Annotated in this window: 11 protein-coding genes; 7 read left to right on the forward strand and 4 right to left on the reverse strand. The window is 49.0% G+C overall.

Translation table 11 applies throughout. The features are described 5' to 3' along the window. The first annotated feature begins 196 nt into the window (after positions 1 to 196). Both PPA03S_RS07995 and PPA03S_RS08000 read left to right on the forward strand, forming a co-directional pair. Entirely contained in the window at positions 197 to 700 is a 504-nt protein-coding gene (locus tag PPA03S_RS07995) for a GNAT family N-acetyltransferase (RefSeq protein ID WP_062321585.1), read from the forward strand. A gap of 26 nt (positions 701 to 726) precedes the next feature. Beyond that, positions 727 to 1,515 (forward strand): SDR family oxidoreductase, encoded by a 789-nt coding sequence (locus PPA03S_RS08000; RefSeq protein WP_062321587.1) that lies wholly within the window; start codon positions 727 to 729, stop codon positions 1,513 to 1,515. A 235-nt stretch (positions 1,516 to 1,750) separates the two neighbouring features. Here the strand turns inward: PPA03S_RS08000 and PPA03S_RS08005 are convergent, their stop codons facing one another. Both PPA03S_RS08005 and PPA03S_RS08010 read right to left on the reverse strand, forming a co-directional pair. Further along, positions 1,751 to 2,299, reverse strand: coding sequence for a GNAT family N-acetyltransferase (locus PPA03S_RS08005; protein WP_062321589.1), 549 nt, complete (start codon positions 2,297 to 2,299; stop codon positions 1,751 to 1,753). A 31-nt stretch (positions 2,300 to 2,330) separates the two neighbouring features. Further along, positions 2,331 to 2,588: a DUF2164 domain-containing protein gene (locus PPA03S_RS08010; RefSeq protein WP_062321591.1), complete on the reverse strand. Its 258-nt coding sequence runs from the start codon at positions 2,586 to 2,588 to the stop codon at positions 2,331 to 2,333. Positions 2,589 to 2,776: 188 nt separating this feature from the next. On the opposite strand from PPA03S_RS08010, the gene PPA03S_RS08015 reads away from it, so the two are divergent. After that, the gene (locus PPA03S_RS08015; protein ID WP_167666001.1) at positions 2,777 to 4,510 is read left to right on the forward strand and encodes a glutamine--tRNA ligase/YqeY domain fusion protein; all 1,734 of its coding nucleotides are present in this window, start codon (positions 2,777 to 2,779) and stop codon (positions 4,508 to 4,510) included. 378 nt (positions 4,511 to 4,888) lie between these two features. On the opposite strand, the gene PPA03S_RS08020 is transcribed toward PPA03S_RS08015, so the two are convergent. Beyond that, positions 4,889 to 6,070, reverse strand: a complete 1,182-nt coding sequence (locus PPA03S_RS08020) for an MFS transporter (RefSeq protein WP_062321593.1) — start codon at positions 6,068 to 6,070, stop codon at positions 4,889 to 4,891. A gap of 133 nt (positions 6,071 to 6,203) precedes the next feature. Here PPA03S_RS08020 and mobA point away from each other — a divergent pair, with 133 nt between their 5' ends. After that, positions 6,204 to 6,827 (forward strand): molybdenum cofactor guanylyltransferase, encoded by a 624-nt coding sequence (mobA, locus tag PPA03S_RS08025; protein WP_062321595.1) that lies wholly within the window; start codon positions 6,204 to 6,206, stop codon positions 6,825 to 6,827. Here the strand turns inward: mobA and PPA03S_RS08030 are convergent. After that, positions 6,824 to 7,747 carry a helix-turn-helix domain-containing protein gene (locus tag PPA03S_RS08030; protein WP_068964012.1) on the reverse strand — a complete coding sequence of 308 codons (924 nt, stop codon included), beginning with the start codon at positions 7,745 to 7,747 and terminating at the stop codon, positions 6,824 to 6,826. The genes mobA and PPA03S_RS08030 overlap by 4 nt on opposite strands. Positions 7,748 to 7,995: 248 nt before the next feature. Here PPA03S_RS08030 and PPA03S_RS08035 point away from each other — a divergent pair, with 248 nt between their 5' ends. The 3 genes from PPA03S_RS08035 to PPA03S_RS08045 all read left to right on the forward strand — a co-directional run bounded on the left by PPA03S_RS08035 (position 7,996) and on the right by PPA03S_RS08045 (position 13,019). Next, positions 7,996 to 9,999, forward strand: coding sequence for a beta-galactosidase (locus PPA03S_RS08035; protein ID WP_062321596.1), 2,004 nt, complete (start codon positions 7,996 to 7,998; stop codon positions 9,997 to 9,999). Positions 10,000 to 10,131: 132 nt separating this feature from the next. Further along, on the forward strand, positions 10,132 to 11,922 hold the full coding sequence (locus tag PPA03S_RS08040; RefSeq protein ID WP_062321598.1) for a sensor histidine kinase: 1,791 nt from the start codon (positions 10,132 to 10,134) through the stop codon (positions 11,920 to 11,922). Continuing rightward, positions 11,919 to 13,019, forward strand: coding sequence for a response regulator transcription factor (locus PPA03S_RS08045; protein WP_062321600.1), 1,101 nt, complete (start codon positions 11,919 to 11,921; stop codon positions 13,017 to 13,019). The genes PPA03S_RS08040 and PPA03S_RS08045 overlap by 4 nt, the downstream gene beginning before the upstream one ends. Positions 13,020 to 13,042 lie beyond the last annotated feature (23 nt).

Below are 13,042 nucleotides of genomic sequence, written 5' to 3' on the forward strand. Positions count from 1 at the left end.
AAGGTTAAGCATTAATTTCAATCCACAGCGTGAAATTTTAGTCCGGCCTGAGGCTATGCTACAATATAAAACAAAGGAGCATGTACATCAGGATTTCATGTACAGCTGGAAAACGCTCAATAGGAAAAGAATAGCCACGTTAGTACCGAAAGCTGCTTCGCGCAGCGTTGACTATTGCACGAAAGGTTGAATTTTTATGCTTACCAGCCATACGTTTACCATTCGTCCATCTGAGATCAAGGATGCAGCCCAACTGATGGAACTGGACGCCATGGTATGGGATAAACATACCTCCCCGGCGCCGTTGCAGTGGCGATCCAGGCAGCAATATTTGCAGCACTGTCCTCCCGGTAGTCAGTTGATTGCCGTTCAGGGAGAGCGGGTATGTGGTTATGTGGGCTTTCATCCGGCGACAGGGATGCCTGTGAACCGTCATGTATACGAAATTAATATCGCCGTTCATCCCCATGACCGTCGCTGTGGTATAGCTACAGCTCTGATGGATGCCATGAAGCAGCATGCTCATGAACAAGGGATCAGCAAGCTTAGGTTGCGGGTGTTATCCAGCAATCCGGGAGCGATTACGTTTTATACACAGTGCGGATTCGTGACGGAAGGCAGATTGGTGTCGGAATTTTATATAGCAGGGCAATATGTGGACGATATTCTGATGAGTTATTTTATACAGCGAAAAGGGTAGGATCATCCGTTGAAGGAGGACTCGTAATGGACATGGGACTTCGGGGTAAAAAGGCGCTGGTGCTTGCATCCAGTCGAGGACTGGGCAAAGCGGTAGCCGCTCAACTGGCGGCCGAAGGCGCTGACGTCATGTTAGCCAGCCGGAGCGAAGAGAAACTAGCAGAAGTGAAACAGGAGCTCATTGCGCTCGGTGGTGGCGGATATATCGACTATTGTGCAACCGATGTGACAAGCAAGGAAGATATTGATGCTCTGATCCGCAAGACAGGCGAACGATTTGGGCAGATTGATATTCTGGTGAACAATTCAGGCGGCCCGCCTTCAGGAACATTTGAGTCATTGACCGATGAAGATTGGGAACGTGCATTTGAATTAAATGTACTTAGCTACGTCAGACTGATTCGCGGTGCACTTCCTTATATGAAGGAAAATGGCGGGCATATCGTAAACATTGCTTCAACTTCTGTGAAACAGCCGATCCCCGGTCTGGTTCTGTCCAATACGTTCCGTACAGGTGTGTTCGGATTGGCCAAAACCTTGTCACAGGAACTTGCACCATATGGCATTCTGATTAACACGGTAGCACCGGGACGGATCGGAACCGATCGGATACGCGAATTGGACGCTGCACGTGCAGAGCAGAACGGAATAAGTGAGGAAGAGGTTGCCGAACAATTCCGTAAGGAAATTCCCCTGGGGCGTTATGGACAACCTGAGGAGTTTGCCAAGGCCGTTGTATTCCTTTTATCAGGAGCAAATACGTACATTACCGGTACATCTCTTGTGGTTGACGGTGGCATGGTGCGTGCACTCTAAGAATAAGAAGAAAATGGATCGAGAGATCGAAGTTATACGGGTGCATAAATACGAAAAAATAAAGCAGCCCCTCCTTATTATCCACGTGTTGTGGAGGAGGGGCTTTAAGCGTTGACGCCTGCATTGTGAGGGAGTGCCGCGGTGCCCCTCACCCATGTCTCAACCTCACAGATAGGGGACATCATACGGTTCCTGAATTCCTGAGTAAGATGGAATTCAAATTATGTAAGTCTGATTAGCGCAAAAGTTCCCATTCATGCTGCAGCATGCCATACACCGCATGGTTAACATAGCCCTTGGGAAGCTTCTCCGCTTGTCGAATAACGCCTTCAAGGACAAATCCAAGGCGTTCAGGGATCGCCCGGCTCCGCTTATTGTTGGTTGCTGAACGAATCTCGACACGGTTAAGATCCAGGGTAACCAGAGCGTAATCCACCAGAACGCGGCATGCACTGGTCATCAAGCCTTGACCCTCAAAACCTTTGCCAAGCCAGTATCCAATGCTGACAGAGCGGTTGGTCCAGTTAATTTCGTGGAAGCCGATGACCCCTGCCAGATCGCCTTTCAGCCATACACCTGCGGTGAAACCACCGTTCTCGGCACCCTGCTTCAACGCATTTGTAATGAAGTTTGAAGTATGCTCAATCTCGGTAACATGGTCCACCCACGGTAACCAATGTCTCAACTGATCCCGCGAGCGGTCTGTGAGTTCGAACAACGGTTTGGTGTGCTCCATGGCAAGTGGGCGGAGTTCGGTATATTCATCCAATGAATAGGTAAACATGAGTGCAACCTTCTTTCTTTGAAATAATGGGTTATCGGGAATTTTTCGGTAGCTTGCGCTCCAATGCAAACAGGTCTTCTTCCATCGAGGCCATGCGTTGATTCACTGTAGTACGTGCGTCGCCCAGTGCCTGATTATATATGTAGGGAGCCAATTGGGTCATGAATAGATCCAGCACACCCCAAGCTGCCAGATCGCCCAATTCTTCGCCGCGTTCCTCTACGAAATACGACTGGATGGTACGTATGGCTTCATCCTGTTGTTCTTTGGACAGTTTTAGCGTGTTCAATGGGAAACCCTCCCTTTAATTTGTTTTACTATCATGCTACATGATTCGCGCGAACCCGTCAAAATGGTTTTGGGCCTATCTTGTGTGCAGCTGATCCTGACTTTGGGGCGTTATTTATTGAACTCCTCCCCCGTTAAAGGTATATTTAGATGAAACGCATTGTAAATGCTGAAAGTTCCAATCAATTCATGAAAGGTTTGATACCTGTGGACAATCGTACAACCCCACCTAACTTTATCAAAAATATTATTACCGAAGACCTCCGGTCAGGGAAAGTCCAGGAAGTCATTACCCGTTTTCCTCCGGAACCGAACGGTTATCTGCATATCGGCCATGCCAAAGCGATTTGGATTAACTTTGCACTGGGTGGCGAATTTGGTGGCAAAACGAATCTTCGCTTCGACGATACGAACCCGGTCAAGGAAGATGTGGAGTATGTACAATCGATCCAGGAAGACGTAAAGTGGCTCGGATACGAGTGGAGCGAGAAACGTTTTGCCTCTGATTATTTTGATGAAATGTACAAGCGTGCTGTCCTGCTGATCCAAAAAGGCAAAGCATACATCGACGACCAAAGCGCCGACGAAATCCGCGCTATGCGTGGAACGCTCACCGAACCGGGCAAGAACAGCCCGTATCGTGACCGCACGGTAGAAGAGAATCTCGACCTGTTCACACGGATGCGTGCAGGCGAATTCCAGAACGGTGAGAAGGTGCTGCGCGCCAAGATTGATATGGCTTCTCCGAACATCAACCTGCGTGATCCGGTCATCTACCGAATTGCTCATGCGCATCACCATAACACGGGTGACAAATGGTGCATCTACCCGATGTACGCATTCGCGCATCCGCTCGAAGATGCCATTGAAGGGGTAACCCATTCCCTCTGCTCCTTGGAGTTTGAGGATCAGCGTCCATTCTATGATTGGGTTATTGCCGAATGTGAGATGGAGAACCAACCGCATCAATATGAGTTTGGTCGCCTGAACCTGTCGCAAATGGTGACAAGTAAACGGAAGCTGAAACTGCTCGTGGATGAAGGCCATGTGGACGGATGGGATGATCCGCGCATGCCGACGATCTCGGGTCTGCGCCGCCGGGGATATACACCGGAAGCCATTCGTGATTTCGTATTCGAAACAGGCATTTCCAAAAGTCAGGGTGTCATTGATCTGCAAACGCTGGAGCACTTTGTTCGTGAAGATCTCAAACTGAAAGCTCCGCGTACGATGGCTGTTCTGCATCCGCTCAAAGTGGTCATTACGAATTACCCTGAAGGGGAAATCGAATGGCTCGAAGCAGAGAATAATGTGGAAAACCCGGAGATGGGCAATCGCCAAATTCCGTTCTCCCGTGAGATTTACATTGAACAGGACGACTTCATGGAGAATCCGCCAAACAAATATTTCCGTTTGTTCCCTGGCAATGAGGTCCGTCTGAAACATGCTTACTTTATCAAATGTAACGATGTGATTAAGGATGCCGAAGGCAATGTGACCGAAATCCATTGTACCTATGATGTGGAGACGAAGAGTGGCAGTGGGTTCACAGGGCGTAAGGTCAAAGGGACGATCCACTGGGTAGAAGCGACTCAAGCAGTTCCGGCTGAATTCCGCCTGTATGAGCCATTAATCTTGGCAGAAGCACCGGAGGCAGATGTGGAAGCGGAGATAGCAGGGGCTGAAGCTGAGGTTGTGGAAGAGCAGCCGGAGAAAACGTTCCTGGATCAACTGAATCCGAACTCGCTTGAAGTGGTTCAAGGGTTTGTGGAGCAGGAGATGAAGGAAGCGAAAGCACAGGGTAAATTCCAGTTCTTCCGTCATGGTTACTTCAGCGTTGATCCGAAACATTCCGAGCCAGGCCGTCCGGTATTTAACCGGGTTGTATCCCTGAAAAGCTCGTTCCAACTACCAAAAGCATAAGGTAAAGTACAATGGTAGAACAATAGGTAAAGTTAAAGGTTTAGGGTCAGGCTACAGGTTAGGGTTATACACCTAAGCTGTAAACTTAAATCTATAAACGTTAAAGGCGTCTCCAGGGCAACAAGCCAAAGGAGACGCCTTTCTTTTTACTACTACTCTTCTTAATCTTTTGTTTCGGTTTTTTAAACGATGATGTTACACGATAACGGAGAGGACAGAAATAACCTGAAGAAGCGGAGCGTTCGCCTTTATCTCCGGATTTTACCCTTATAGAAAGGGAATCAAAAAAATTCGGAGATAACAGCGATCGGAAGGTTGTTCTGTCATCGGAGTGCTCCAGTGTGACTTTGAACGTGTGAATTAGCCTACAACAAAAGATTACCTTTCACCCATCTCCGTCAGGACAACAGGCTGATAGCCGTTACGGCGGTTCGAGAACCACATGACGGCGAAACCAACGGCACCGATCAGGGAGAAGAATACACCAATGTTATACATGACTTCCGCACCGAAGTTCTGGAACAGCCAGCCGCCGAACAGGCCGGCAATGACACCGGATATGCCGCCCCAAGCCATCGTATACACGGCCTGACCCGAAGAGCGGTACGGCCGTGGAATGAACAGCATCGTCAGCTGGGTCCCTACATAGAAATATCCGCCGAACGTAACGGAGTGCATGAGCTGAATGAACACAATCTCTAACGGATTATTCGCCAGAGCCATGAGCTGCCAGCGGACGGCGAACAGTAGACTGATCAGTATGAGGGATAAGAGAAGCATGCTCATTCTGCGTTTGAGAAAACGGTCCAGCAGCAGGAACACCCCGACTTCGAGTATGGATGATGTGAAGATGGCCCAGCCGACCAGCTGTTTATCTCCACCCATCTCGACGATGTACAAAGACATGAACGTACTATTCATGGCGTTGGGTACGGATACCAGCACCCCAAGCCCTATAAAGACCATAAAGTACGGATTGAACATGACTCTGCCGAAACGTCGAAAGCTCACTACAGGGGTATCCGAAGCGATCGGCTGCCGGGGTAAAAACAAGGCAAAGATAAAGGCTATGACAATCATAAACGCAAAGACAATGGATACACTGCCTGCCCCTAGGCGGTCAATCAGTGGTCCCGCAGCGGCAGCAGTCAAGGCCCAGCCCAGCGATCCCCAGAGACGAAACGTACCAAATTTTTGAGTGGTGCCATCAATATAACCGAGAATCAGGCTGTTGGTTTGGGCAAATAACGGACTTTGAAAAAAGTAGAAAAAGATCATGGATGCATAGATCCAGGCGTAGGTAGGCGCGTAGAATACGGCCTGGGCAAGCACAAAGGTTCCACCCATCATCATCATCAGGATAATCCGAATATTGCGTGATTTATCGCTCCAGAAGCCCCAGAACGGATTGGCGAACAAGGATACAAACGGACCAATGGCCATCAGACTGCCAATCTCCAATTTGGTCATACCGATCTCTTGCAGATACAACTGAAGAAAACCGGCGAAGATTGAAATGGCTCCATAAATAAAGAAGTTATATAGTTTCAGCGAAACCAAAGAGGGATTGCCTCTTCCGGGTGCAGATCTGTCCAATTAGAGCCATTCCTTTCAGAATCATATTCTTCAATGTATCATTTGTTGAAAGGGTATTCAATGTATAGAATAAGTTTATTGAACGAGGAGGATAACCATGAGCACAATGGAATGGACAGGCATTATATTGGCAGGAGGCTTATCGCGCCGTATGGGTTCCAATAAAGCATTGTTGGCATGGGATGGTTCCAGTGTGCTTGAACAGGTCATTCAAGCGATGTCACCAGCAGTACAACAGGTTATCGTTTCAACAGGAACCAGCTCGGCTGCATACCAAGTGCTGGCCAACGACTGCGTTCATGTTGAGGATGATTATCCCGGAAAAGGACCACTCGCAGGGTTGCATGCCGCACTCAAAGCCTCGGAGACGGACTGGAACCTCGTCTGCGCCTGTGACATGCCACTGCTAAAGCCATCATTTTTCGAAGGCATCAAGAAGCTCATCGAATCAGATGAAGAGCATCATGCGATCGTTCCACGGTTGGCAGGGCAGATTCATCCGCTTGCGGGTGCATATCATAGACATGTTCTACCCGAACTTGAACAGCGCTTAATACATAATCGACTGAAGGTAACCCAATGGCTTGAAGAGATCGGTTGCCGATATGTCGACGTAGATGAGCTGGAAGGCACTGGCGTCCACGATGTGGCCATTCAGCTTAGTAACATGAACACCCCGGAAGAGTATGAGCATATTCGTAACCGCCATCGGGGTTTCTAATCCTGAACAGAATTGCGATATTGAAGCGGGCTTTGACCAGTCCATCGTTTGAATTGCCGACTAAAGTGCGACAGGTGGGTATACCCCAACTTCCATGCAATATCCCCCAAAGAGAGCTCCGGCTGTTCCATCAGCACTTTGGCTTCCTGCAGCTTTAGGCCGGACAGATAGGCCCGTGGAGATTGTCCATACACTTTGCGGAAAATCTGCAAGCCATATCCCGGACTAATGCCAAAGGAGGATATGATCTGTTCCACCTTGACCTGGGAAACCTCGCTATCCTTGATTCGAAGCTGCGTGTGGAACGCCTGTTTGATGGCTTCTGCGATGGCGCTTGCATAATGCATGGCCGTTGGGGCCGGGGCATTAGGTGCTACGCCGGAAAGGCTGGACGGAGCTTCTCGGTCAGCAGCCTGGGACAGCAGGGCGAACAGTTCAAACATGCGTGCCTGCATTACAAATTTGTCTGTGGAAGTGTAGGCCTCTGATGTTCTGATCATATTCATCCAGTTCTCCAGAACGGGACGCATTTGCATGTTCTCTGCGGTACCCGCCTCATAAATTTGGCTGTGCCGTGACATCAGCTTCAGGGTAAATACAGGATCATCCACATTAAAATGAGCACTGAAATACGTCATGCCTTCTGGTGATACACATTGGTTTGTATGCTTGAATCCTGGTGGAATGAGTAGAATGGAACCTTCCTCAACGGTATAGGTATACCCGTGAATTGTGCTCTCCTGGGTACCTTCAATAATGAGCATAATTTCGAAGCCCGGATGGGATTCCTCCGGCATTGCCCAACCGTATGGAACTTGTTGGCTGTGCGCTCCATAGAATTTAATGTTACAGTCGATAATAGGCAGCCAGTGAGCCAGCGCATGATGTGGCATCTCCCGGAGCTGTGATCGGATATCCATGACATTCACCTCGGAAAAGGGTAAAAACAACTCGCCTTGTACAATCGGCACCCATAGTATACTTCATTATAATCAGTTTAACGCCAGCATTGAAAATTCAACAAACAGGAAAGGATTTGTAGAGGTTGCTGAACAATCCATGCACTTCAGTTGATATTAATGTAAACGCTATCAATTATCAAATAAAACCTTTCGTTTTGTATAAATGCTAAGACTACCGGCCTTCCCGATGAAAAGGAGATTTTAATATGGACAAGTTATTATACGGAGTAGCCTATTATGATGAATATATGCCTTATGAACGATTGGACAAGGATATTCAGATGATGAAAGATGCAGGCATCAACGTGGTACGCATTGCAGAATCCACCTGGAGTACGCATGAACCCCAAAATGGCATCTTCGACTTTTCCTCTGTGGATCGTGTACTGGATGCCATGCACGCGGCAGGGATTCAGGTCATCGTGGGCACACCTACGTACGCAGTTCCGACCTGGATGGTCAAGGAGCACCCGGATGTTCTGGCAACGACCGTGCAGGGACCAGGGAAATATGGGGCGCGACAAATTATGGATATCACGCATCCGACATATCTGTTCTATGCGGAACGCGTCATTCGCAAGCTGATTTCCCGTGTCAGCACACATCCTGCCGTAATTGGTTACCAGACAGACAATGAAACCAAGCATTACAATACCGCAGGAGACAATGTGCAATTGCAATTCGTCAAATATATGCGGAACAAGTTCAGTTCACTGGATGAACTGAACAAGGAATTTGGGCTGGATTATTGGAGTAACCGCATCAATAGCTGGGAGGACTTCCCGTCTGTTGTCGGTACAATCAATGGCAGTCTGGGAGCTGAATTTGCCAAATTCCAGCGCCAGCTGGTGACCAACTTTCTAGCGTGGCAGGTCGGAATTGTAAATGAGTACAAGCAGGATCATCAGTTTGTCACCCAGAATTTTGACTTCGACTGGCGTGGGTATTCGTACGGCATTCAAGGGGATGTGGATCATTTTGCCGCATCCAAACCTTTTGACATCACCAGTGTGGACATCTACCATCCGTCGCAGGATGATCTGACCGGCATTGAGATTTCATTCGGCGGTGACGTGGCGCGTTCCACCAAACAATCGAACTACCTCGTAATGGAGACCGAAGCACAGGCTTTCTGGCACTGGGTTCCCTATCCGGGACAGCTTCGCCTTCAGGCATTCAGCCACTTGGCCTCAGGAGCCAATATGGTCGCTTACTGGCACTGGCATTCCTTGCACAATTCGTTCGAGACGTATTGGAAAGGATTGCTGAGCCATGATTTTGAACCGAATCCGGTGTACAACGAGGCGAGAACGATCGGTCGGGACTTCGCCAGACTCAGCCCGCAGCTGGTGAATTTGAAGAAAACCAATCGGGTAGCGGTCCTGTTCAGCAATGAGGCATTGACGTCGATCAAGTGGTTCGGGTTTAATTTTACCAGTGACAAAAAATACAACGACGTTGTTCGCTGGATGTATGACGAGTTATACAACATGAACATGGGCTGTGATCTGATTGATCCGTCTGTGGAGAGTTATGAAGGCTATGATGTGATCGTGGTGCCTGCGTTGTACGCAGCTTCGGATGCCTTGCTTGAGAGGCTGAACCAATTTGTACAGGATGGCGGGCATGTCGTTTATTCCTTCAAGAGCGGATTCGCCAATGAACACATTAAGGTCCGCTCTACCCGCCAGCCTGGACTGATCAGTGAGGCTTGTGGCATCCGTTACAACCTGTTCGTGGAGCCAAAGAACGTCTCGCTCCGGGATGATCCATTCGAGGTTGGGGCGGAACAGAACCAGATCCACACCTGGATGGAACTCATCACACCAACAACCGCTGAAGTGCTGGCCTGGTATGATCATCCTCACTGGGGAGAATATGCGGCCATTACCCAGAATGCCTATGGCAAGGGCAAAGCAACGTACGTTGGATGTTATACCAGCTCGGCGGTGATCCGCAACGTGTTGGAGCGTGTCATGAAGGAGGCCGGACTGTGGGGAACCGATCAGAAGTTGGCTTTTCCAATCATTGTGAAGAGCGGAGTGAATGATCAAGGGAAGACGATTCGGTATTTCTTTAACTACTCCGATCAGGCGACTTCGTTCGTGAATGCCTACGGAGACGGAACGGAACTTCTGGCAGGAAGAGCCGTGTCCGGAGGGCAGAACATCGAGCTGGAACCATGGGGGTTCTGCATTATTGAGCAATAATGGGAAATCATAAATGAATTGACAAGTCCATGTTCAATGACTATAAAAAGAATACAAGTCCAACACGCCCTTGGCTTCCACGCTGGGGCGTTTGTTCTTATTTTAGCTCATAGGATCAGGAGTGGGTGCATCGTGTTTACCGAATTATACCGGAAGCTAACAGATCCGTTCAAACGCAGCATTCGCAACAAATTAATTATCACCATGACGTTTCTGACGATTCTGCCCGTCATCGCCATGACCGCTGTAGCGGCCGAGAATACCCGCTCTTCCATGGAAGAAGAGATCATGGAGACCAACCGTGCGAATATGAATTGGGCCTCCATCTATCTGGGTGAACAATTCGCCAGGATGAACAATATCATCTATTCCATTCAGATCAGTGATGAATTGCATCAATATCTGGCACTGAATCAGGAAGCTTCTGCTGCCAGCCGATTCGATGAACAGAAGGCGATGTTCAACATGCTGAACAGTGTATATTATTCGGCTGGCAACTATGTATTCGGGGTGGAGTTATACCTGAAGGAACTGGACACGCTGTTTACCTTCAACTCCATGGAAAGCCGAATCCGATCGGTTTCGGACATTCCTTCGGCATACGATGAACTTTTCGAGCAGCATAAGGACTTTACCATTATTAATGATCCGAATGATCCGGAGAAGTTTCATATGACCCGCAGCATGAACCGCTTCGAGGATCAGGCGCAGATCGGCGCGATCAGTCTGGAAGTCAAATGGGCCGAATTCAATCAGACGCTGGAATTGCTGGACAGCCGGGGGGATTATGCGGTTTACATCGCGGATAGTGCGGGAAGTCCCGTCTATCAGCCGAAAAAGGAGATACAGCCTTCAGCAGAGGCGCTGGAAAAGCTCGCAGATACGAAGGAAAATTCAGGTTTCATTCGAACAGCTAAGGAATACGTATTCTATCACGCCATTGATCCATCAGGAATGCGTCTGATCAAGATTGTCCCTTCCCATGTGATCAATGAGAGTGCTATGGAAACGATGAAGTATGGGCTTATTGTAGGTGGGCTGGCTACTGTGGTATCGGTGCTGTTGGCAGCACTGGTGGCTTGGCGAACCTCCAAACCGATTGTTAGACTTGCGAATTCCATGAAGGGAATCCAGCTGATCAAGGACAAGGAAGTGGTGCGGAGCGGCCGAGTGGATGAGATTGGCCTATTGGAGAAAAATCTCCATGGGATGGCAAACCGCATCCGGGAACATATTCGGGATAACTATCTCATGAATCTGGAGAAACAGACCGCTGAACTCAAAGCGCTCCAGTCTCAGATTCACCCGCATTTTCTGCAAAATACGTTGCAGATGATCGGGGGGATGGTGTATTCACAGAAACCGGCGGACAGCTATAAAGTGATTCGTGCATTAAGTGAGATGTTCCGTTATATTGTCAGAGCGCCGGATGGTCTGGTGCCATTGCAGTCTGAATTAGACCAACTGGAGCATTATATGCTCATCCAGAAGCAGCGTTTTGGCAGCAGACTTGAATATACACGGGAGATTGAAGGCGGGCTCAGTGACTGCTACATTCCCAAGTTGTCTCTGCAACCGATTGTGGAGAATGCATTTGTCCATGGTTTGGAGAACAGGCAGGGAGAGTGGAAATTGGACATTAATGTTGTCCGTGGGCACGATCAGGTAATCATCCGCATTTCCGATAACGGGGTTGGCATGAATCAAGAGAGAGTGGCCGAGATGCAATCCAGGCTGTCCGGACTGTCCCGGCAGGGAGACAGGGTGTGGAGCTCGGGGACAAGCATTGGACTGGTCAATGCCGCATCACGTATTGTGATGCACTTTGGGCCGGCATACGGCATGAACATGGAGAGTGGGGAAGGACAGGGAACGAGTGTCACTGTTCGAATTCCTTGCCATACAGGAGGCGAGATCTCGTGAACAAGGATCAGTATAGAGTGCTATTAGTGGACGACGAGCCGTGGAACAGAGATATTTTGAGTAATTTGGGCATGTGGGATGAACTTGGCATGGCGGTAGCAGGTGAGGCAGAGGATGGCGGAGAGGCGATCCGGCTGGTAGAGCAGCATCAGCCTCATATTATCATTACAGACATGCGCATGCCGGGCACAGACGGCGTGGAACTGCTCCAGACGTTGAGTGCACAATATCCGCATATTAAAGTGATTGTGGTCAGCGGATATGATGATTTCAATTATGCGAAACATGCGATTCGTCACCGTGCCGCTGATTATCTGCTCAAGCCGGTGAATCCCGAGGAGTTGAATGCCGTTCTGGCGAAATGTAAACGGGAACTGGAAAAGACCGAGTCCGGGCCGGAGTCTTGGGAACCGTATCCTTCCGCTTTTTCCGGCGAGTTCTCGCTGTTCCAGCAGCAGGCACGCCTGCGTTTTAACGACTTAAACGTTCAGGGATTACGGGAACTGTTCCAACAGCTCGAGCATCGGCTCGAAATTGGTGATATCCGCAGACCTCAACAGCTTGGACGGATCGCATACGAATTACAGATGCTGCTGGGCGAGCTGTGCGTGTCCAACGGCTTATGCGAGCAGCCTGTAGCGGCTGTGCTCCCGCCACCAGCTTCTCTGGCGTCCATTACATCGGCGGTGGAGTGGATATCAGAGCCTTATTATACTTCGTTGGAGCAGCTGATTGCGCAGCGTAAATACAAGAACAAGCTCAACCTGGATGAGGTGAAGCAATATATCGGGCAGCACTGTATGGAGCTGATTACACTGGAGCAGCTCGCCCAGATCTTTTTTGTCAGCAAAGAATATCTCAGCAAGGTGTTCAAAAAGGAATACGGCGTGAATGTGACCGACTATATCGTCCAGTTACGTATGGCAAAAGCCAAGGAATGGGTCTTGGATGAGCAGATTCCATTCAAACATATTGCCGAGATGACAGGGTATGAGGATGTGTCTTACTTTTATCGGGTGTTCAAGAAACACTTTGGAGTTTCGCCTGGAGAGATGCGGAAGGGACAGCCCCGTATGTCCGACAATAGCCCCAAATAATTCATTCCCAGAGCGTTTGCTGC

The sequence above is a fragment of the Paenibacillus pabuli NBRC 13638 genome (assembly GCF_001514495.1).
Classification (GTDB): Bacteria; Bacillota; Bacilli; order Paenibacillales; family Paenibacillaceae; genus Paenibacillus; species Paenibacillus pabuli.